19 protein-coding genes and 1 pseudogene are annotated in these 20,332 nt (G+C 65.1%); 3 read left to right on the forward strand and 17 right to left on the reverse strand.

Translation table 11 applies throughout. The annotated features are described in order from the left end of the window. Positions 1 to 5 precede the first annotated feature (5 nt). The 9 genes from JM664_RS18875 to JM664_RS11245 all read right to left on the reverse strand — a co-directional run bounded on the left by JM664_RS18875 (position 6) and on the right by JM664_RS11245 (position 8,590). Entirely contained in the window at positions 6 to 1,775 is a 1,770-nt protein-coding gene (locus tag JM664_RS18875) for an ABC-three component system protein (RefSeq protein WP_227420015.1), read from the reverse strand. Continuing rightward, positions 1,772 to 2,011, reverse strand: coding sequence for an ABC-three component system middle component 6 (locus tag JM664_RS11210; RefSeq protein ID WP_227420016.1), 240 nt, complete (start codon positions 2,009 to 2,011; stop codon positions 1,772 to 1,774). The genes JM664_RS18875 and JM664_RS11210 overlap by 4 nt, the downstream gene beginning before the upstream one ends. Next, positions 2,008 to 2,934 (reverse strand): ABC-three component system protein, encoded by a 927-nt coding sequence (locus tag JM664_RS11215; protein ID WP_227420017.1) that lies wholly within the window; start codon positions 2,932 to 2,934, stop codon positions 2,008 to 2,010. The genes JM664_RS11210 and JM664_RS11215 overlap by 4 nt, the downstream gene beginning before the upstream one ends. 12 nt (positions 2,935 to 2,946) lie before the next feature. Continuing rightward, entirely contained in the window at positions 2,947 to 3,240 is a 294-nt protein-coding gene (locus tag JM664_RS11220) for a helix-turn-helix domain-containing protein (RefSeq protein WP_227420018.1), read from the reverse strand. After that, positions 3,240 to 3,593, reverse strand: coding sequence for a type II toxin-antitoxin system RelE/ParE family toxin (locus tag JM664_RS11225; protein ID WP_227420019.1), 354 nt, complete (start codon positions 3,591 to 3,593; stop codon positions 3,240 to 3,242). Before JM664_RS11225 ends, JM664_RS11220 begins: the two co-directional genes overlap by 1 nt. Before the next feature lie 127 nt (positions 3,594 to 3,720). Continuing rightward, positions 3,721 to 5,832 carry a type IV secretion system ATPase VirD4 gene (gene virD4, locus JM664_RS11230; RefSeq protein WP_227420020.1) on the reverse strand — a complete coding sequence of 704 codons (2,112 nt, stop codon included), beginning with the start codon at positions 5,830 to 5,832 and terminating at the stop codon, positions 3,721 to 3,723. A gap of 12 nt (positions 5,833 to 5,844) precedes the next feature. Further along, positions 5,845 to 7,647: a relaxase/mobilization nuclease domain-containing protein gene (locus JM664_RS11235; RefSeq protein WP_227420021.1), complete on the reverse strand. Its 1,803-nt coding sequence runs from the start codon at positions 7,645 to 7,647 to the stop codon at positions 5,845 to 5,847. Then, positions 7,644 to 8,123 (reverse strand): DNA mobilization endonuclease VirD1/MobC family subunit, encoded by a 480-nt coding sequence (locus JM664_RS11240; RefSeq protein WP_227420022.1) that lies wholly within the window; start codon positions 8,121 to 8,123, stop codon positions 7,644 to 7,646. The genes JM664_RS11235 and JM664_RS11240 overlap by 4 nt, the downstream gene beginning before the upstream one ends. A gap of 41 nt (positions 8,124 to 8,164) precedes the next feature. Further along, positions 8,165 to 8,590, reverse strand: a complete 426-nt coding sequence (locus JM664_RS11245) for a hypothetical protein (RefSeq protein WP_227420023.1) — start codon at positions 8,588 to 8,590, stop codon at positions 8,165 to 8,167. A 45-nt stretch (positions 8,591 to 8,635) separates the two neighbouring features. Between JM664_RS11245 and JM664_RS11250 the strand changes: the two genes are divergently transcribed. Next, on the forward strand, positions 8,636 to 9,364 hold the full coding sequence (locus JM664_RS11250; RefSeq protein WP_227420024.1) for a P-loop NTPase family protein: 729 nt from the start codon (positions 8,636 to 8,638) through the stop codon (positions 9,362 to 9,364). Continuing rightward, positions 9,345 to 10,010, forward strand: coding sequence for a VirC2 family conjugal transfer protein (locus JM664_RS11255; RefSeq protein ID WP_227420025.1), 666 nt, complete (start codon positions 9,345 to 9,347; stop codon positions 10,008 to 10,010). Before JM664_RS11250 ends, JM664_RS11255 begins: the two co-directional genes overlap by 20 nt. 154 nt (positions 10,011 to 10,164) lie before the next feature. Here JM664_RS11255 and JM664_RS11260 read toward each other — a convergent pair whose 3' ends face one another. From JM664_RS11260 to JM664_RS11295, 8 genes and pseudogenes are all read right to left on the reverse strand, one after another. After that, entirely contained in the window at positions 10,165 to 11,118 is a 954-nt protein-coding gene (locus JM664_RS11260; protein WP_227420026.1) for an IS5 family transposase, read from the reverse strand. A gap of 188 nt (positions 11,119 to 11,306) precedes the next feature. Further along, positions 11,307 to 11,720 (reverse strand): type II toxin-antitoxin system VapC family toxin, encoded by a 414-nt coding sequence (locus JM664_RS11265; RefSeq protein ID WP_227420027.1) that lies wholly within the window; start codon positions 11,718 to 11,720, stop codon positions 11,307 to 11,309. After that, positions 11,717 to 11,998 carry a hypothetical protein gene (locus JM664_RS11270; RefSeq protein WP_227420028.1) on the reverse strand — a complete coding sequence of 94 codons (282 nt, stop codon included), beginning with the start codon at positions 11,996 to 11,998 and terminating at the stop codon, positions 11,717 to 11,719. The genes JM664_RS11265 and JM664_RS11270 overlap by 4 nt, the downstream gene beginning before the upstream one ends. Before the next feature lie 380 nt (positions 11,999 to 12,378). Continuing rightward, positions 12,379 to 12,743: pseudogene (locus tag JM664_RS11275) on the reverse strand (transposase); the annotation flags it as partial. 1,300 nt (positions 12,744 to 14,043) lie between these two features. After that, positions 14,044 to 15,258 (reverse strand): plasmid replication protein RepC, encoded by a 1,215-nt coding sequence (repC, locus tag JM664_RS11280; RefSeq protein ID WP_227420029.1) that lies wholly within the window; start codon positions 15,256 to 15,258, stop codon positions 14,044 to 14,046. A 211-nt stretch (positions 15,259 to 15,469) separates the two neighbouring features. Next, positions 15,470 to 16,399: a plasmid partitioning protein RepB gene (gene repB / locus JM664_RS11285; protein ID WP_227420030.1), complete on the reverse strand. Its 930-nt coding sequence runs from the start codon at positions 16,397 to 16,399 to the stop codon at positions 15,470 to 15,472. Next, positions 16,383 to 17,576, reverse strand: coding sequence for a plasmid partitioning protein RepA (repA, locus tag JM664_RS11290; protein ID WP_227420031.1), 1,194 nt, complete (start codon positions 17,574 to 17,576; stop codon positions 16,383 to 16,385). The genes repB and repA overlap by 17 nt, the downstream gene beginning before the upstream one ends. 133 nt (positions 17,577 to 17,709) lie before the next feature. Further along, positions 17,710 to 18,591: a recombinase family protein gene (locus tag JM664_RS11295; RefSeq protein WP_227420032.1), complete on the reverse strand. Its 882-nt coding sequence runs from the start codon at positions 18,589 to 18,591 to the stop codon at positions 17,710 to 17,712. 345 nt (positions 18,592 to 18,936) lie between these two features. On the opposite strand from JM664_RS11295, the gene JM664_RS11300 reads away from it, so the two are divergent. After that, on the forward strand, positions 18,937 to 20,085 hold the full coding sequence (locus tag JM664_RS11300; RefSeq protein ID WP_227420033.1) for a helix-turn-helix domain-containing protein: 1,149 nt from the start codon (positions 18,937 to 18,939) through the stop codon (positions 20,083 to 20,085). Positions 20,086 to 20,332: the final 247 nt, after the last annotated feature.

A 20,332-nucleotide genomic window follows, 5' to 3' on the forward strand; every position in this document is an offset into this window, starting at 1 on the left:
AGCGGCTAACCGAACCTGAAGCCGAACAGCCCGCTGTCTTCTTTATCATCAGAGAGTCTTGTCGGCAGAACGATGTTCGCAGTCTCGAAGTCTTTCGGAAACGGAAGAGTCTCGTAAATATCAGAATTCATGGTGACGATGTACTGGCCTTCTGTTCCGACGGATCTCCGGCCGATCTGCAGAGCGGCGGAGATCTGCCGGGCATCAACGCCGTCGAAAAGATGACTATCGTGGATCAGAAACTGAGGACCGCCGAACCTATCGCGCACACTCTCATATAGCGCGATATCCATGCAGAAGATTTCCATGCTGCGGATGCCAGTCCCGCGGTCGCCCTCTATACGGATCGAGAATTCAGGGCCGTTATCGGTGGCGCTGACCTCAAAGTATCCCTCCCTGTTGATGTACAGCTCTCCGATAAGTTCGGCGATGCGCACGATAAGATCATCAAGCCGTGCGCGGTGCGTGGCATAGTCGGCCTGAAGCCGTCTCTGTATCTCGATACGACCCACCTTCAGCTCCGCCTTGCTGCTCTCGAGCGCTTCCGCCGCCTCGTATTTCTGTCTGAGAACAGCGAGTTCCGCCTCAAGAGCCGCTGATTCCCTCTGCAACGCAACCAGGTCCTCGAAGGCACCCTTGCCCTCAAGCGATGTGAGGAGCTCACGACGCTGCCTGCTTGCCTCCTGCAGATCATCTTCTGATATGCTGATCTCGCGCTGTGTCTGCTCGATCTCGGACTGCAGATGAATGCGCCTATTGGCGGTCACCGAACGCTGGAAAGCCTCAACATCCTCGAACCTGCGCAGCGCCACATCCGGCAGCTCTACCCCGCTGGCGTGGTACATGGCGGCGACATCGACCATATAGGCGGGTCGCTCCGCCTCAAGCGCCTGCTGCAGAAATCCCAGTGTTTCCCTCAGCGTCACCTGTTGACGGGTGATGTCCTGCAATCTGACGCGAAGCCGGGAGGCCTGTTCGGCGGTATCCCGATACGTCTCCATGACCTCGAAATTGTTTATCTCTTCACGCTTGGCGCGCGCTCTGCGTTCCGCCAGCGCGAGCTGTGGCCGCAGCTGTGCGACGGTTCCCACTACCTCTGAAACGGTTGAGGTGCTCGCTGCTCTCCGCAGGGCCTCCAACGTCTTCTCCTTGTCGCGCACATCCTGCAGCTCGCGCGCGATCCGCCACTCGAGGCCGAACATGTATGACAGGCAGACCTGATAGGACGATCTCTGCTGAGTCTCGGAGTTCCTCTCCGGGTGATTGAAGCCGCCGTCACTGTCGAGACGCAGAAAGTACTTCATCATCGGGCGGAAGGTCGGCGCGTTTTTCCTGCCGAAGTCCCCGGCCTTTTTCTCCGCGGGCAGGCCGAACCACGCATGGCCCAGATATCTGCACCAGTCGCTGTTGGACAAATACGGCCGCTCCGTCTCCTTATCTGTTTTCACCAGATCGTCCGGCAGCCCATGCTCTCCCTGCAGGAAAAGCTTCCCGTGCTCTTTGCCGGACCGGGTGACAGTCACCCGCCGATCGCGGACCTGAAAAACGCCTGTGAATTCGACCTCCACCAACTCCGCCGAGCGAAACAGCGAGTCAGTTCCCGCCGACGATCCCAACAGGAAGTCAACGATCTGCACAAAGCTCGTTTTGCCGGCGCTGTTGCGTGTGTTGCCAGCGGCTGCCGCATCTGTGGTGTCGGCCAGCAAGATATTCAGCCCCTCGTGAAAGGTGAGGCTTTTGAACTTCGGCAACGAGCTCGTGACCGAAAGTATCACGGCCGGGCTTCCCGAGTGAGCAAGCCCCTGTTGTCATAGTCGATGGCCTTGGCCGCATAGAGCCACGACAACGCCAGAACAAACCAGTCAAAGGTGATGGGTTGCCCGCCGAAAGCCCGAGACGTCCGCACCCAGGTTTCCGAGACGCTTTGGGCCTCATCCAGCTGCGCAATGATGACCGCCCCGATCCCGGAGATGCACCGCTCGGGGGGCAGATGTTTGGCGGGCAGGATCATTCCGCGGCCTCCGCGGCGGCAGCGTTCTCGAAGATGTCGCAGCTCTCGAACAGGTAGGAAAGAAGGCTAGTAGCCGCCACATGGCGCGGAATAGGAACGTCACCCGGTCCCGCGATAAAGCGGTACAGCTCCGACAGGATGGTGTCGGGCGCAAGCGCCTGCGCTCTGAGTTCGGCGTAGCGGTTTCTGAACACGCCGGCGACGGTTTCGCCGCGCATTGGGTCGGGATGCGCGTTGAAGTAGGTCCCGATATGCGAAGCGTTGATCCGTCCAGCACGCAGGAGCTGCCGGGAAGAGCCGGATAAATTATTGAAGTCGAGCTTCTCCGGTGAGACCGGCACGATATCACCGGGCGGAAGATCCGTAGAATCGACGGCAACGATGAGGGCGGTGACCAGGTCCCGCACCTCGCCGAGTTGAAGGTGCTGATAGTCGCTGTTTCGGGCGACCGGTCCGATGAATCTCGTCCGGTCCGCTTCGGAGAGTTGGCCCATAAGTTCTCTGATCTTCGGTGGACCGAAAAGAAACACCGGAAGCTCAGGATTGGCGTCGGAAATACTCTTGTGCTTCATGACCGCCTCAACCGGCAGGCCCTCGACGACGTTGTGGGTCATGTGCCAGCTCTTCATGAGCGTGCCCAGGTGCTCTTTGGCCTTGGAGAGATCGTCGTCCATCTTGCCCAGAAGCTGAGAGACAGAGCCGGCTGCTCCGTTCTGTGCGCCGTAGCAGGCAAAGACGGCACCGTCCGACTGCCGGTAGCCGTCGCAACCCTTGTCGCCAAGCGATCCGTAGGGCTTCACACGGACAAAGTCGTCGCCAAAGCGGGCTTCCATCAGATCGCCGATGAAGGTCTGAAAGGCATTCCCCTGACAGGTCCGCAGCTTTAGGTCGAGCTGCCAATGCCAGCTGGTGTCTTCGCTCATGACGGGCGGCGGTCAGCGCAGCTCGACGTTCAGAGAACGCCCGACAACCTGCGCGGCGCGGGAGAGGGTGCCGAGCGTCACGCTGTCGTTGCGTGGGTCGAGCAGCCGGTCGAGCTGCGAGCGGCTGGTATGCAGCCGCCGTGCCATCTCCACCTTGCTAATCTTCTGCTCCTTCATGGCGACCACGAGCTGATGCGCCAATACGCGCTTGACCGCCTGCGTGGTGGTCTCCTCGAGCGTGCCCTGCGCAGCCAGGTAGTCCTCGAAAGAGGAGCCTGCGGTCCCCAGTTCTTTCTCGTCGCTCATCACCTTAGTCCTTTCATGCGCCGCGCGGCCGTCTCGAGTTCGTTTGGCGGGGTCTTCTGCGTTTTCTTCATGAAGCCATGCAGAAGCACCATGCTGCCTTCATGGGCGCAGAAGAACACCCGTGCGATCCGTCCGTCCTGAAGGTTCGTCCTGATCTCCCACAGTCCCTTCCGGCCGGCGATCTTCCGGCAGAGCGGCATCCCGACCGGCCAACCGAATTCCGCCGTCCGGATGTCATCACCGACTGCCTTGCGGTCGGGGGCCGAAAGCGAAAGCAGCCAGTCCCGGACTGGCTCGCTTCCCGCTTCTGACCGGAAGAACCGGGCAGGCAGACGCTTCAGATCACCTGCCATGGATGTACCATTACTGGTGCATTTTGCAAGCGGTGATCGCCCGCCTCTAGGCGGGCCCAGTTCCCCTGCTCGGTATCTTCGCTCTTGGCCCTGGCGCCTGGCATCGCAGCATCCGCCGCGCTGAAGCTCATACTTCCGACCGAACCCGGTTCGCCCGCTGAGCATCGCGGAGCACCTCGGAGAGATCGAGTTCGTGGTCGGCGGGCGGCTCCGTGGGGAGTGCGGCCTCGTCATGGCTCTTCTTCCTGGCGCCGGCCCCTTCCGCCGAGCAGGTTTCACTCTCCACTGGTCGTTCGTCGGCCTCCTGCGATCTGACGGCGAACCGCTCTCGGTTTCTCCTCGCGGCCTCGGCAAGCTCCTTCGCAATCTCGCCGAGGACGACGGCCTGGTCCGCCGCCACCTCCCCGAGACCCGAATAAACCTCGCGTTCCGTTGCGTCGTCCATGTCGTCTGTCGACCTGGATGAAGGCGAGGCTGACTCCTTCTGGCCCCTCCTCGCACTCTCGACGGCTTCTGCGCCTTTATCGGGAAGGCTCTGCGGGTCGGGACTGGCTTCGTCCTGCTCCGGAGAACTTTCGTCGAAGTGCGACGGCGGCTCCGGCAGATCCCCTATTTGAGCCTCGAAGATGCGCTTCAGCTCGCGGTCCTCGTAGTACGTCACCCGATGCGCGAGGATGGGGTACATGTTCTGCAGCAGCGCGACAATGCGGGCCCCGCCGAGCATCCTCACCTGCTCGGGCCGCATCAGGCGGGCGGCATCGACCCGCTCCTGGATGCTGGTGGCGAACTCGCTACTCTTCCAGGACTTCGAGCGCAGCGTGCGGGTGTAGTCGCCGACGGCGTTGCTGATGTAGGTCGGCGTCTCCTCGTCCGCCGGGGCCATGAAGAGCTGCATCCGGCAGTTGGCGAGGAAGGTTGCCGCCCCCTCCTTGCCGTAGAGGTCGCGCAGGGAGGCGATGGTCTGCACCACGATCATCACGCGCCCGCCGTAGCTCCGGAGCGTCGTGATCGCTGAAGAGAGGACGTCCATGCGGCCGAGCGACACGAACTCGTCGAGGAGGAACAGGACTGGGAACGTCTCGCCCTTCTCCTGCTTCGGCTCGGCACGCTGCAGGATGGCGATGGTCTGCTGGAACATCAGCCGGATCAGCGGCGCCAGGGGGACGAGATCATTCGGCGCGACGACGATGAAGATCGAAGCAGGCGTGCTGCGCAAGGTGTGGATGGAGAAATCCGACATCGCCGTCGCGTCTCTCACGGCCGGATCAGCCCATAGGCTCAGGCCACCATCGGCAAGGACGGAGAGGTATGAGCTGAGGATGCGGGATTCCATGCCCGACATCTTGTAGAAGATCTTCCTGGCTTCCTCGGACTTCGCCTCGTCCCCAAGCTCCCTCAGAACCTTGAACGCCTCCCCGGGCTGCGAGAGGGCGTCGAAGATCGCCCCGATGGTGGGCGTACCCCGCTCGATCGCCAGCAGCGCCGTCGCCGCGAAGAGCTCGCGGGCGCCATCGAGGAATCCCTGCCCGTTGCCGTGGGCGACGATCAGGGAGGCGGCGAGACGCCGGGCCTCGGTGAAGCGGCGCCGAGGGTGCGCGGCCGCCACGTCGTCGAGGGGGTTGTAGCGATGCGTCCGGCCCTCCGGGTCATAGGGCGCGAACTTGTAGACCTTGTCCCCGATGGAAGCGCGGCGGCGCGCCGTCTTGGCGAAGTTCTCGCCCTTCACGTCGAGACAAAAGACTGAGCCCGGATAGGTCAGGAGCGTGGGGATAACGACGCCCACGCCCTTGCCCGAGCCCGTTGGCGCGGCGATCAGGCTGTGCGGGATCTCTGGCGACGTGATGTAGTCGGCCCGGCTGCGCGGGCCTCCGAGCTTGCCGTAGATCGGACCAGTGATTCTCCTGAGCGGTGCCCTGAGCCCCGCTTGCCTCATCTCGGTCGTCGTCGCCCAGCGTGCGGAGCCATGACTGGTCAGCTCTCTGCGAAAGCCGATGGCTGGCGCGGCGACCGTCATCGCCAACGCCACGGCCCCACCCACCATGACGGCGGTGCGGAACGGCTCCGTGTCGGCACCGAGCGAGGACGGGGCAAACGCAAAGATCGTCCCGAAGCCGATACTCGTGAGGTCGCCGCCGACGGTCCAGGTCGCGTAACCACCCGCAGCGAGGATGCCGAGCATGATGCCGATGACGAGGCCCATGAGAGCGAGCGTCGCGATATCCCGAGCGGCTTGCGTCACGTCATGTCGTCCTCAGAGCCCGCGGCCGTTGTCGCGCTCGCGACGCGCCCGCTCCTCGTCCTCGCGCTCCTGCCGCCGCCGCACGCCCTCCCGGCGCTCGGCCTCAGCGCGCTCGGCGGACCGCTCCGCCTGGACCTGGCGCCATGTCTCGGCGTTGCGGGCTTGCTGCCTGGCGGCATCGTTGGCGACAGACGACGGCGCATAATCGGCACGATTCCGTCCGGCATCAGGTAGCTCCGCTCCTCTCCCATCGTCAGTTCTCTCCGACGTGGAGAACCGGCGGCCGACCTCCCTGCCCTCGCCTCTCGCGGCGTGCTCCCGTGCCTCCTGGTAGATCGCTCCGACTTCATCGTGCATCCGGGCCAGAGCCGAGCGACGCTCGTCCGCGCTCTCCGGCCCCTCTCCGCGTTCGACGCGCGTCCGACCGCGCTCGCGTTCCTCGGCCGCGGCGAACTCCGCCGCCAGTCCTTTCGAGGGCACGCCGCCGGAGTACCGCTCCACCGTCGCCTCTCCATCGACCCCGTAGCGGGCCGCGACGGCCACGACCTTCTCGTCCGCCTCCGCCTTGATTCCGGCGCGGCGCGGATCGGAGGCGTCGATGCCTTGATAGCGGCCGCTGTCATCCTTCACGGCGAAGTCGCGCAGCTGGCCGGGATCGGACATCATCGGCGCGCTGCGGGTCTTCAGCTCGTCGATCTGTCGCAGGACGCGCATCCGGCTCGCGCCGTCCTCCATCTGCTCGACACCGCGATCCATCTTCTCGAAGTTCTGCCGAACCTCCTCACGTCTCTCCTCGACGCGCGCGCTGCTCATGTCGTTCTCCTGCTCTGGTGCGACGGGGGTGTAGATGCTGTCGGTAAGGGCGCGCCCATGCGCGATCGCCTCGGAGGCCGCGCGCAACAGCGCTGCCTGCTCCGGTGCCTCGCGCTCGATCGCCCGGGCATCGGAAGCGAAGCGCCGGGCGTAATGGATCAGCGCCGCCGCCGCGCGGATTGCCGTCTCGGGGGAATGCTCCGGCGCCACCGGCGCCCGCTTCTCCTCCCATGCCCGGCGATACTCGGCGTCGGGCACGGGCCGGTCATGCACCCCGCGCGCCAGGCGCGGCGTCGCCTCGAGCGCGATCCCCTCCCGCCCGGCCACCTCGACCAGCACGGCGCGCATGGTGTCATAGTTCACGTCGCTGCGCCGGGAGACCTTCAGCCATTCTCCGTTGTCGAGGCCACGGCGGTGTACGACGACGTGCATGTGCGGATGCGCCCGGTCGGTGTGGAAGGCGGTGTAGTAGTCGTAAGCATCGCCGCCATAGTCGCCCGAGCCGAACAGCTCCTCGGCCCAGGCCCGCCCTGCCCTCTCCGCGGCGCCGTGCGGCGTGCTCTCCGGGAAGCTGACGATGAAGTGGCTGGTGCGGTCCGCCGCACCCGATCCGTCCTGTGGCATCCGCCACGCCGTCTCGATCGCCGCCGCCTGCTCGGCGTCGACCTCGACGCCCATGTACCTCTCGGACCGCTGCAGGATCTGCTCGCCGCCCCGCGACAGATACGCCATCTGCGCCCGGAGCCCGCGCAGGTCCGATGCCCCGCCCTTGCGGATCATCTTGATCACCGCCTGCGGCTTCCGCCCCGGCTGCCCGCCGCCCCCGTAGCGGGCGATGTCCTGCCTGTGAGCGGCCGCGAGCCCCGACCGCACGAGCCGTGCCCTGCCCGCCCGGTCGAACTCGACCTCCGCCCAGTCCTCGCCCATCACCGCGTCGAGCGGCGAGACATACGGCGCTGCCGCCCTGCCCCGCGCCAGGAGGTCGACAACCGCAACGGTCATTCGGCAGCGGCCTTCTCCAGCCGTGCCAGCCCGTCCTTCCGCCGCGTGGCAAGATCGAGCAGCACCTGGAGCCGCGCCTCGATCCGCGCAAGCTCGCGCCCGAGCGCGGCGCGCTCCTCCAGGAAGGCGCGGTAGTCGGGATCGCGCGTCCGGTTCGCCGCCCGGGCGATCTGGTTGATGTTCCGAGCGACGCCGCCGAGCTGCCGCGTGGCGTCCCTGAGCGCCGCGACCTCGGCCGCATCGGCCTCGACGAACCCAGCGATCCGCCGCGCTGCGATCCGCAAGGCGCGGTTCCGCTTCAGTCCGAGCGGCGCGATCTGCGCGTCGAACTCGGCGAGCTCGGCCTCGGTCAACCGGACGGAGAGCGTCTTGTCGGCGCGCCTCGGACGGTCTGTCGTCGCCTCTGGACCGCTCCAGTTGCCGCCCTGCAGGCGGCGGTTCCGCCAGTCGGGAGTCTCGCCGTCGTGCTTGTCCAAAGCGGCCCTGCTCCCGCGTCCCTGCTACTCATGCGAATGTTCTACATTCGCATATATCCTGCCAACCAAGAGACCCCACCCTTCTCTCCCTTCCTCAACCGCGTCAAGGGCGGCCGCGGCGATTTCTCCAATTCGTCGAACGGCTTGAGTGTCTCATCTGTCCTTTCCGACCTATCCGTCTCGACCGGGTTCTTCGACCTCTCCGTCCTCTTCGTCTCGACCGTCTCACGTGTCTCACCCGTCTCGATCGGGTCATCCGTCCCGATCGTCCCATGCGTCTCACCCGTCTCGATCGGGTCGTCCGTCCCGATCGTCCCATGCGTCTCGACCGGGCTGATCGTCTCGACCGTCTCACGTGTCTCGAGTGTCTCGAGTGTCCCGAACGTCTCGAGCGTCTTCTTCGGCTCGATTGACCTCCGTGACTCGGCCGGGCTACCTCCGAGGGGCGGCGGCTTCATCTCGCTCAAGGTTGAGCGGGTCGAGCGCCGCATCTTGTGCGGTCGGGAGACGCCATGAAGCTCGTCACCTTCACTTCCTTCAAGGGAGGCGCCGGGAAATCCACGGCGCTCATGGCCGCGGTGCCGGGGCTCCTCGCGGCTGGGAAACGCCTGGCGCTCCTTGAAGCCGACGAGAACGACACGCTCGCGCTCTGGCGGTCGAACGCCCGCGACAGCGGCACCTGGGACGAGGCGGTGACGATCCACGAGGCGACGGACCTCGGGTTGTTCGAGGCGAGCTACGCGGCTGCGGAGAAAGCGGGCGCGGATATCGCGCTCGTCGACTCCAAGGGTGGCGCGTCGGAGCTCAATACCGCGATCCTCGTCGCCTCCGACCTGATCCTGATACCGACCTCGCTCACCACCATCGACATCGACGGCGCGCTCTCGACCTTCCAGTTTGTGGTGAAGCTCCTGAGCGCGAACCGGCTCGAGATCCCGGTGGCGATGATGATGACGCGGTTCCCGACCTACCGGCTCAACGCCTCCGAGCGGGAGAGCGTGGAGATCCTGAAGCGGGTGCCGCAGATGACGGCGCAGCTGCCGCTGCGCAACGCCTTCGCCGAGATCCAGGCGCTCGGCATGCTGCACCTACACGCGGCACGGCTGCGGGAGGCGGGGAGCATCGCGGCGCGTCATATCGAGATCGCGCTGCGAGAGGCGAACGTCGTCTCGCAGGACATTTTCGACACGCTCTACGAGGCCGAGAGCACGGGGGCGCTCCATGCCGATCAGACGGCCTGAAACGGGCCACGAGGCGCTGTTCACGGCGCATCGCCGGACGCGGCATCTGAACGCGATCACGCAGGAAGCCCCGACAGCCGAAGCGCCCTCCCGTGGCCTGCCGGCGGCCGCCGATGGCGCTCCCGCACCCGGGGCGCCACAGAAGGCGTCTGCCGCTCTCGCGCGGTCAGCGGATGCTGGACCCGGGACGCGAGCTGACGCGGATGTCACGACAACAGATAGACAGCCGCGGCGGCGGCGCCTTGTTGCCGCGAACACGGCGGCGGCCGCTTCCGATGAGATGATGAGCATCAAGATGGTGGTGCCCTACCCCGCGCGCGGCACCTCCCCGGCGCTTGACGCCCTCGCTGCCGAGATCGGCGAGGACGCCGCGGTGCGATCTCTGCTGCGCCGCGCGTTCGACGACTTCCGCGGCGCCCTCGACGCCGGCGAAGTGCCGGAGGCGCTGCCGGCGTACGACGAGGTCGGGGCGACCGTCACCACGACCCGTCGTATCTCGCGACGGGCGCATGGGATTGCAGTGCAGCATCTCGATCCGGCGCGGCTGCTCTCCGACCGCGCCTTCGCACGGCTGCTGGCGCGGCGGGCGCTGGCGTACTTCTTCGAGGCAGAACAGTGCTGCGCGGCAAAGGTCGACCCCAGCTGATTTGGGCCGCCTGCTCAGCTTAGGGAACGTCTGATCTACTGATCACCGTCGGCGGAAGTGGCGGCGGCGAACGGGTGATGTCCTCGACGGCCCAATGCCTGGGCGCCGCGGAGCGCATTTCAGATGATTTCGATAGCTCGGGACGGATTCCGCCTCAGGCGATCAAGCGTCGTCGGACCAGAAACAGGTTGCCGAGGCCGAACAGCGAGTAGAGCTGTGCCTGGTTCTTCGCCAGCCCCCGGTAGCGGGTCTTGCGGTAGCCGAACAGGCATTTCAGCACCCGGAACGGATGCTCGACCCTGGCCCGCAGGCTGGCGATGATCCGGTTGATGCGCTCGTCGACGGGATGGAGCCTGCCGCCCCTGGAGGCCTTGCGCATGACGCCCCAGACCTTGCCCTCGGCGCGGAACGCCGCCTCTCGCTCGCCGCTGACATAGCCCTTGTCGCCGAACACCGCCTGCTCGTCACCGTGCAGCAGGTCGTCAAACTTCTGGCTGTCGTGCACCTTGGCGGTGCTGGCTTCCATCGAGTCGACCACGCCGCTGTCGAGGTCGACGCCGACATGCGCCTTCATGCCGAAATACCAGGCGTTGCCCTTCTTCGTGCTGGTCATCTCCGGGTCGCGTGCGCCCTGCTTGTTCTTGGTCGAGCTTGGCGCGTCGATCAGCGTCGCATCCACCAGCGTGCCCTCGCGCAGCAGGATGCCCTTCTCGCGCAGGTAGTCGTTCACCGCCTCGAAGATCGCACGGGTCAGCTCGTGGCGCTCCAGCAGGTGGCGGAAGTTCAGGATGGTCGTCTCGTCCGGGATCGCGTCGTCGCCCAGCTCCAGGCCGGCAAACCGGCGCATCGCGTCGCTATCGTAGAGCGCCTCCTCGGCCGCCGGGTCGGACAGCGCGTACCGTTGCTGCAGGCAGTAGATCCGGAGCATCACTTCCAGCGGCATCGGCGGCCGCCCGCCCAGCGGTCCCGCCTTCGGGTAGTGCGGCTCGATCAGCGCCGTCAGCCGCGACCAAGGCACCACCGCCTCCATCTCGGCGAGAAACTTCTCGCGCCGCGTGCGCTTCTTCTTCCCGGCATAGGCCAGCGAGGCGAAGGTGGTCTGCTTCATCGGGCGGCGCTCGATCGAGGTCGCCGCCAACCTACCAGATCACGGGCCGATGCCGAGGTTCTTCAGAGGCTCCTTAGGTTCGCCTGCCGTGCACTTTGGAGCAACCGATTTCGATGTGCGGGTGGCGTCTACGGTCCGGAATTGCTGGACTGGGGTTGGCGAAGCGGTGCCAGCTGCGGCTGTGCCGGTCAGGCCAGGAAGGGATTCAAGACCTCGACACCGAGCCCGTCAACATCCGCCGCGTTTCGCGTCACCAGAGTAAGGTCGTTCGACTTCGCTGTTGCCGCCAGCAGTGCGTCGATGACCGGCACTGGGCGCATCGCGGCCATCCGGCCCCATTCCTCGGCAACGGAAGCATCCACAACAAGGATGCGATCTCCGAAGCCGGAGGTCACCTCACCGAGCCAAGCCTCGAGCACACCGGCCCTCCGCGGATCGCGCCGGCGTGCCAGATCGACACCCTTTCGGATCTCGCCGAGCACTAGGGCACTCAGCCAGAGATCATCCTCGGCGACACTGCTCCACCATGCGGCCACAGCCGGATCGCAGCGTGGTCCCTTGCGGACTTCCGAGATGATGTTGGTGTCGATCAGGAAGCTCATAAAGCGACGTCACGTCCGACATCCGGACTCCGCTCGAGCTCGATGCCCTCAAGCGGCGCCGACGCCAGCAGCGCCTTAAGCCCGCCTGAATGTGCTGGGACGACCGTCTCACGCAAGACTGCGCGGGTCTCGGCCGCGCGCGCCGGATCCCCGAGAGCGGTCGCGACCTCTCGCAGAAGGCCAGCGTCTTCCTTGCGAACCTGAACCTCGACGCGAACGAAGCCCTGCCGTTGCCGGCGCTTGCGCCAGGCGGTGACGGGAGACTGGGGTTCTGCCACTTCGCCCTCCTTTTTCCGGCAACATTACCGGAAACATAGTGCGCCGGCAATGTCATTCCAGAGACGTGGTGCGGCGTTCGCGGCGGGCAGCCATGCAAAAGCATGCAGTTCATGTAGGAGTCTGCGGCGGCTGCAGACTTGCTTCGATCATATCGAGGTCCACAGCCTGACCTACATTTTAGACCTGCGAGATGCGCCTAGTCAGACAGCCTGTCGTTATGCCCGCCGCAGGAGTTCGCCTTCTCGATGAGGGAGTTGATCCTGGAACTCAGGCAATGTGACAGGGCTCGCCTGGTCCAAGGCCGGAAGATAGCTCCAGAGCACGGCAGCGCTGCCAAACGTCATATCGGCCTGCCAGACAGCATGACGCTTGCCAAACATCTCTCCTCGATCTCCGCGCAAAGCCGGCTGACTGGCTCGTGGACAATGCCGACCGCGCCTATGACCTTGATCACATCATCCACCGCTGGCGTGGAGACGCCGTGGAAGTAGGCTTTCTGAATGACGACCACGAACGTCTTCTCGGCCGTCGGTCGCGGCTCAAGGAAACTCAGGACGTAGCTGCCCTTGCGCAGCTTCCGGACCTCCAGCGCGATCCGCCCTGCGCGGGCGTCCCAATCGCGGTCGTGGTATCAGTTCCGCCCGACCTCGCGCACGGCGAACGCGCTCCCTTCGCAGCACCCGTCTGCGCCTCGACTTCCAGATCCATGATCCGCTCGGCCGCGAAGGCTAGTATTTCGCGCACGAGGTCGCGATCGGCCTACTTCTCAAGCAGCTAGATCAGCGCGATATCTCGCATCGATCCGCTGCGCTATGTCGAAGACTCCGCGCGCGGCGTCCTACACCTTAGTCGCTGCCGCCCCCGCCGCTCGTCAGAGTTCACGCCGGAGGCCACGCATGGCGTGTCGGCAGTTCATGTCGTCGTCCCGAAGGATGACGTGCGTGTTCTTGCTGGGCTGGACGCATCGCAGGAACAGACCGCCGCATGCATCGTCGACGCCAGCGGCTCAATCGTTGCCGAAGCCAAGGTGGCGACCTGCTCCGACTCGAACATGGGCTGGCTCGCGCGATGGTCGGCTGGGAGACGGAGCCTCTCGCGGTATGTCCTTTGAACGCGTCTCCCCCAGGGGAGCGCCGGTGATCTGTCTCGACGCGCGTCATGTGAACTTGGCTCTGAAGATGATGCCGAACAAATCGGACCTACACGATGCGCGAGTCTGCTCAGATCGGGCGCACCGGCGGGTTTCAAGGAGGTGCAGACCAAGAGCCACGGCACCTATATCGTCCGTGCGCTGCTCAAGGCGCACGACGCGCTCGTCGGCATCCGGGTCCGGCTGGAGATCGCAGCCCGGGAACTGCTGAGGACGTTCGGGGCCTGTTCGGCAAGTGCGTCTGGGGCCTCATGCGCCGAGTGGAAAAGACCATCGCCGGCGGAGTCTCGATCGCCCCCGAGCTGCGTCCGGCCTTTAAGGCCTAGTCGCGCCGGATCGCGACCGTCGTCGATCAGATGCGGACGCTCGACGTCCAGGTGCGCGGCGGCGCCCCAAAACCGCACGGCCTGCCTTTTATGATCATGCCGGGCATCCGTTCGATCACCGCGCTCGCCGTCGTTGCCTCGTTCGTCGACGCTGAGCGCCCGGGAGGCCAGCGGACGGCTGTCGCCGTAGGGAACGTCGAGCCAAACATGCATCGACTTAGGCCTTCGGTCGCGAGGGCTTCTGCTTCGGCCTGCATGTTCATGTTCCGGGCCAGCCCATGCCGCTTGGGGCAGGGTGCCTGCGTGTCAAATGCTGGTACTGCCTCGAGACGCTAGCAGCTCCACAGGCGTCGAGCCCCACAGCATTGAAGGATCGGTGACCCGGACTGTCATCCCATTCAGTATGCGCCAGATCTGAAAGCGCCTGGTCGTTCGAAGGGATGTTGGGCACTTCCAGCTCACGTAAGAGCGCCACGCCCCGATTGTCCAGATAAAGCTGGCAGGCCACACCTACACTTTCGGACTTAACAGCTGTTACGTCCGCGCCCTAGAGTGCACTTAACAGCTGTTAAGTCGTCCTCCGCCGACTGCTCAGCGCCATGACCATAGGCCCACAGGAAAACTTACCTACCACACACTTGGCCGACAGCGCACGCAAGTAGCCACCTGGAGACCTGATCTCCGTGAATCGCTCCAGCATTGCGACAACGACGATCGATGCCTGTTCACGCCCCATACATCGCTGGGCCTCCTCCCAGGCTGAGGCGGTGATGCCCATGGCCGACCGCAAACGGCATGCGGCATCGTAGAGCTGATGCCAGTGGCGAATTTCGTTCTGGTGGAAGGTTTTCAGCGATTGGCAGTATGCGGTGACCATGTGAAGCGGGATCTTTGGCATGCGTCTCGTCCCAAGGTCTTCCATTCTACCCTCACGCACATCAGGTTTGTCGTCTTCAGGCGCGACGGAGGCTGCTTCGGCTTCTTCTAAGCTGGGTTCAAGATCTGTAGATTCTGTTTTTGAATTATGATGGTGGCGCTCATACTGGGCATCATTGGTGCCCACTTCTTCCACTATCGGCTCAGCAACAACGTTCCGCGCCTGCTCGATCAGCGCTTCAAGTTCGGCTCGATACTGGCCAAGGTCCTCGATCGACAGTTTTCGGCGAAGCGCACGCGCCGTGACGGCGGCCTTATCGCGAAGCTGATCCCATAGGCCACGGCCTGGCTGCATCTCTTCGCCGAACTCTGCCAGTGCAGCGAGGTCACGCCGCATCAGGCTCACAACCTCTCTAAGCCGCTTCAGACGGTTCTCGGCGTCGCGAACAGCCACTGCTGCCCGTGCGATCTCCTCGGAGCGGCGGAAGAGTGGAGAGAGATCAAAGCCGAACGAAACACGCTCATCGCCATGTTTGCGCACGTAGCGCTTCCCATTGGGGCTGTCGCGCCGGCCGACCAGCCCGGCGCCGACAAGCTTGGCGAGGTGACGTCGCATCGTGGAGCAGGGCATGCCATTTAGGCGCTCGCAGATCGCTTTGTTGGAGGGAAAGACGATCATCTCAGCATTCTCGCCGAGCTCAGCGTCCGGGAAGAAGCTCAGCAGACCCTGTAGGACCCTCAGATCTCGCTCCGTAATGTCGAAAGCCGTCTGAGCCTTCGACAGCTCCCGAAGAAGCTCCCACTTGTTGATCAGCTTGCGGGAGACCTGCGCCTCAGGCTCTTGGATGGTGCGTAGATGGACGCGCGAGATCGGCCGCAGAAACGGCGAAAGCGGTGTGTACTCCATGAAAACGTTCACGAAGGCAAAATTTTAGGCCCCGCGAGGCGCATTGCGCTTGCGGGATAGGAGCCAGATCGCTACGTTCAGGGTGTCAACACTGAGTTTTGTAGCGGGCTGGCCCCGACGCGAAACCCAAGAAAGGTCTCGTGAAGCTTGCTTCTCGGGGCCTTTTCTTTTTCTGCCTGTGTCGTGCCTCCTTGTTGTTGGTCGCCCTGCCTCAGTCTTCTGAGCGCTTCCAGCGCTCATGAAGCTCGGTAATCAGCTGTGGCACGTTGCCTTCGAGCCAGCTGACGAAATCAGTGTCTTCGGCCTTCAGCTCGAGCTTGAGCTGCTTTCCGCGGCGGCCCGTCGTGACGGTCGCTGCTCCGACGCCCGGTATCAGCAGTGCCCGTTCGCGGTTGCGCGCAGATGGCCCGGATTGGCCCGATTGTTGCGCAGCTTCGAGCACGGCCAGGAAGGCTCTATCGGATTCATCGTCGACTCCGCCAGGATGATCCGTCTTGGCATCTGTTGCGGCGGCGAGCAATCGATCGCGATCCACATCGGCGGCACCTAGAGACTTCTTGAGCTCCTCCCATCTGGGCCTGCCAATGCCAGGTGCCGCACCGATTACTAGGATGAGATCCTCTCCGACTGTCCGGACAACACTTAACAGCTGCGAGACGCCGGCCTCGGTCAAATTCAACACCTCGGCCACGCCCTTGTTCGTGCGTTCAGCCTCGGTCAGGTGATCACCATCGAGCAGGGCAGCAGCGACCAACGCTCGCTCGATAAAGCTCAGGTCGCGGCGTTCTTGGTTCTCGAGCAACTGATCGCGGAGCGCTTGATCGCCCTCAACCTCAGTTACGATGGCGCGGACCTTGATCCCCAGCTCACGGCAGGCCGCAAGACGTCGTCGGCCGTAAATCAGGCTATAGTTATCGCTATCCAGAGGCCGCACCAGGATCGGTACCCGCTGACCGTTCTTGGAGATCGACGCCTTCAGGCCTTCGATCTCGATCTGCAGTCGATCGTCAAGGCGACCTGCGGTGTCGATGCGACCCGGGTCGATCTCAAAAACGCCACCGCGGAGCCGGCGACCCTCAAGGGCGTCAGGTGCGTTGCGGAGCGTCTGCAACGGCAGGCCTAGCTTAGGCTTTCTTGCCATTTCGCCTCCACGTGCTCTGAAGGATCGCGGCGATCTCGTCGTTAACGGCGTTCATGGATTCCATCGCGCGGTCGAAGGTCTGTCGCGTGAAGTCTCTCCGGTCCGCCTCATAGAGCGTCTGTTTGGTCAGCCCTGCATCAGAGATTGCGGTAGACTCTACCATGTGGTTGGTCAGAACAGACCGACCGAAGAGGCCTCGGGTGAAGGCAATCACCTCGGTTTGCGGCGCGTCGCCGACCTTATAGCGGGTCGGCAAGAAACGAAGCCAGTCGAAGCGCAAGTTTGCGCCCGCGTCCCGTATCACGCCGAGAAGGTCGGCTGTCATCCGCAGGAACTGTGACATCGACATGAGGTCGAGCATCTGCGGGTGAACGGTTACAAGAACGCCGGACGAGGCGGATAACGCCGACATCGTCAGGAACCCGAGCTGCGGGGGGCAGTCGATCACGACGACGTCGTAGTCGGCTTGGACGCTATCAAGGGCCTCACGAACCCGAGCAAAAAAGGCCCGTGCGCCGCCACGTTGGATAGCGGCAGGGGTCTCGTGCTCGAACTCCATGAGTTCAAGGTTCCCGGGGATCAAGTCTAGACCACGAATGTAGGTCTTGCGGATCACTTCGGAGATCGGGACCGGGTCATCGTAGCGAACTGCGTCGTAAAGCGTCCCGCCCTCAATGAGGTCAAGCTCGGGCTGGATGCCGTGAAGGGCAGAGAGGGACGCCTGCGGGTCCAGATCAATCGCCAGTACCCGATACCCCTTGAGGGCAAGGCGTTGCGCGAGGTGGGCCGAGGTCGTCGTCTTGCCCGACCCGCCCTTGAAGTTCACGACGGACACAACCTGTAGTTCATCACCAGCACGGCGTCCCGGGACGTAGGTTCCGGGCTTTTTCGCGTTGGCTTCCAAAGCTTGACGGATCTGCCAGATATCATCGAGCGTGTAGCGACGGTGACTACCGGCCGTCGTTTCGACATCAGGAATCTTTCCCTCCCGATGAAGCTTGCGGAGGTAGGTATGATCGACGCCAAGTAGCTCAGCCGCTTCGCCGCTGGTCAAGCTTCGCATGACTTTCCTTGCGTCGGGCGGAAAGTGGGCCGCGCGTTGAGCGTGCAGGTTCGACGCGAGAAGTTCCGCGTAGTGTCCAATGGCGACATCAAGGTCCTGCTCACCTTCGCTCACGTCTGCCCCGATCCGTAGGCGCGTTTTTTATGTGAACGCGCGTATTTTTTCGAGACTATTGCCCGAGCAACCAGATTCGTGCAAGCGCTTTCTAGATTTTGTGTGGCACGGATAGGAGACCACCAAGCGGCCTCTACAGCAATCCCTGCTTGCCCGCGCGTTCCAGCAACATCCTGACCGACGATGGCTGCCATCTTGTGCGGCCGCGGGGGGTGCGCTCGCGCATCGCCTCGAGGCGGTCGGCGATGGCCTGCAGGGTGAGCGACGGGTCGGCCCCGGCAATGCCGGCCACGATCGCCATCAGGCGGTCGTCGGCGTTGCGGGGCCGGGCGCGGCCGAGGACCGTGGCGTCGAGGAGGCCGTCGGCGACGTAGCGTTTCACGGCACGGGTCAGGCGCTCGACGGTCCAGGGCGGGCCGTCCGACCTGTGGGCGTTGATCAGGCGAACGAGGTCCTCCCACGCCATGTCGGGGCGGTGGCGGCGAACCAGCGGCGCCCAGTCGGGCGCGGAACGGGCGAGGGCGTCGTGGTAGCGCTCCTGCCGGGCGCGACGGAGCGTGCGGATGGCGTCGGGGTCGCGGGCGCGCAGGCCGGGATTGCCGCCGACGCGGCCTGCCGCGCGGGCGGAGCGGAGCCCGGCCAGCGTCCGCTCGCGGATCAGGGCGCGCTCGAGCTCGGCGGCGGCGCCGAGGACCTGCAGGGTGAACTTGCCCTGCGGGCTGGTGGTGTCGATCGGGTCGTTCAGCGAGCGGAAGTGGGCGCCCTTCGCCTCGAGCCCCTCGATCACCTCCAGCAGATGGCTGAGCGAGCGGGCGAGGCGATCGATGCGCACGACGAGGAGGACGTCTCCGGGTCGCACGCGCTGCAGCGCGCGGGCGAGGACGGGACGGGCGCGGCTGGCGCCCGAGGCGTGCTCGAGGTGGGTCTCGTCGCAGCCGGCGGCGCGGAGCTCCTCCTCCTGCGACAGGGTGAGCTGGTCGTCGGTGGAGACGCGGGCGTAGCCGATCAGGGCCACGGCGGTACGGGGCAGGGCCGGCTGGCGGGGGAGTTTGGCAAGTCTGCGCTCTCCGGACGCGCTTCTGCAATTCAAGCAGGTCCCACTAAACGACCGTTTGCAGGCGCAGGCAAGCCCTGGATGGGGTCCCGCCCGTGCGTCCCTTCTTGCCGCAAGGTCTTGTAGGCTTGGCCGGAGAGCGCCCTGCGGCCTTTCCCGGCGCGGGACACGACGGCGGAAACGCTGCCGTGCACCGACCTCAATGCCCACGCTCCGGAAGAACTCCAACGCAAGTGAAGCAATGACGGATGTACTTTCGCTTCCTGCGCTTTTAGCTTCCACGTGAGGAACTTGCGCGGAGGACGCATGGACCAGCCTGGGACGCGCATGCACCTGGCGCTGCTCCGTGCAGAGGTGGCAGCGGCGCGGATCGAGGCGCTGACGTTGGCCGAGCCTGAGACGGGCCGGCTCTGGCGCACCGAGGCCGCCTTCGCCGAGGCGGTCCGCTCGGTGGCGCTCGAGGACGTGCGGCTCTCGGAGTCCGAGATCGTCATGCGCCTGGCGATGAACCGGACCGAGGAGATCGACGCGCGCGGCGCCGAGCTTGCCGGACAGATCCTCGACGTGCTGCGCGCGCCCGGCGACGTGCTCGGCGATCCGGTCGCGGCGATCCGCCGGATCGAGCGGGCGGCCGCGCCGATCGGCGTGGCGCCGGACACGACCGAGCGGCTGGGCGATGCCGAGCTGCAAGCGTTGGCCACGGGGCTCGGGGACTGGCTCGAGATGCCGGTGGCGGCGGGGCTCCGGGCGGCGGCGGATTATGCCCGGCGCTCGGGCCGGCGATCGCCCGCGGCGGAGCGGCTCGTCTTCATGGCGGTCGAAAGCGCGGCGCGGGCGCAGCTGGCGGGACAGGGCAGGGCGCCCCTTCGCGACGGCGATCTGCTGGCGCCGGTCGCGGCGCATTGGGTGGTGACGCCATCGGTGGCACTGACCCGGCGCGGCTTCCGGCTCTGGTCGCCGCTGCGCGAGGCGGGGGTGGCGGATCTGCTGGCGCTGGCGGCCGAAAGCCTCGCCTGGGACCTGGGCCAGCTCGGCCGGCTGCGGCGCGACGTGGCCCGGATCAGGGCGGCGGGGCAGGGGCGGCACGGGCGCTCGCGGATGGCAGAGATGGCTCGGTTCGTGCTGGCGCGGCCAATCTTTACCTCGGCGCTGGTCGCGGACGAGCTTGGCGTCACCCGCCGAACGGCGCTGAACCTGATCGCCGAACTCGAGGGGCAGAGCCTCATCCGCAACCTCCTGCCGCGCCGGGCCGCGCGGTTCTGGGCCACGACGTCGCTGGCCGACCGGCTGCGGGTTCGGCCGGCCCCGCGCGCGGCGTGTCCCCCTGTTCCGAGCCGGGACGGTGACGGCCCGGAGGCGGTTGCGGCCGAGAATTTCAGCCCGGAGACGCTGACCGAACTGGACCGCGCGGTCGCCGAGGCGGACCGGATCCTGGCCGGCCTGAAGGCGCGATGACATCGGCGTGCAACGCTGAAGCTGTTCCACCCGCCCGTTTCGTCAGCGCCCACCAGAAAGAAACTCCTCAAGTCCCCGCTCGTCAGTTGCAAGAGGCGCGGTACATCTATAGTGGGTATTGTACCCTCTATGGTGTTCGATGAGACTTTTTCAGAACGCAGATGTGATCGAGTTGACGGGCCTTACGAGGAGTCAACTTCGAGAGTGGACCGGGCGCGGACGCCGCGAGCTGCTACAACCTGACGTC

Origin of the sequence: Roseitranquillus sediminis (assembly GCF_016918935.1) — a bacterium.
Taxonomy (GTDB): Bacteria; Pseudomonadota; Alphaproteobacteria; order Rhodobacterales; family Rhodobacteraceae; genus Roseitranquillus; species Roseitranquillus sediminis.

Coding starts and splice junctions, on each gene's coding strand:
- JM664_RS11220 (WP_227420018.1), bottom strand. CDS start 3,240: ATGAGCGACGAGAAAGAACTGGGGACCGCAGGCTCCTCTTTCGAGGAC.
- JM664_RS11225 (WP_227420019.1), bottom strand. CDS start 3,593: ATGGCAGGTGATCTGAAGCGTCTGCCTGCCCGGTTCTTCCGGTCAGAA.
- JM664_RS11215 (WP_227420017.1), bottom strand. CDS start 2,934: ATGAGCGAAGACACCAGCTGGCATTGGCAGCTCGACCTAAAGCTGCGG.
- JM664_RS11235 (WP_227420021.1), bottom strand. CDS start 7,647: ATGACCGTTGCGGTTGTCGACCTCCTGGCGCGGGGCAGGGCGGCAGCG.
- JM664_RS11255 (WP_227420025.1), top strand. CDS start 9,345: ATGCCGATCAGACGGCCTGAAACGGGCCACGAGGCGCTGTTCACGGCG.
- JM664_RS11250 (WP_227420024.1), top strand. CDS start 8,636: ATGAAGCTCGTCACCTTCACTTCCTTCAAGGGAGGCGCCGGGAAATCC.
- JM664_RS11260 (WP_227420026.1), bottom strand. CDS start 11,118: ATGAAGCAGACCACCTTCGCCTCGCTGGCCTATGCCGGGAAGAAGAAG.
- JM664_RS11300 (WP_227420033.1), top strand. CDS start 18,937: ATGGACCAGCCTGGGACGCGCATGCACCTGGCGCTGCTCCGTGCAGAG.
- JM664_RS11265 (WP_227420027.1), bottom strand. CDS start 11,720: ATGAGCTTCCTGATCGACACCAACATCATCTCGGAAGTCCGCAAGGGA.
- JM664_RS11210 (WP_227420016.1), bottom strand. CDS start 2,011: ATGATCCTGCCCGCCAAACATCTGCCCCCCGAGCGGTGCATCTCCGGG.
- repC (WP_227420029.1), bottom strand. CDS start 15,258: ATGGAGTACACACCGCTTTCGCCGTTTCTGCGGCCGATCTCGCGCGTC.
- repB (WP_227420030.1), bottom strand. CDS start 16,399: ATGGCAAGAAAGCCTAAGCTAGGCCTGCCGTTGCAGACGCTCCGCAAC.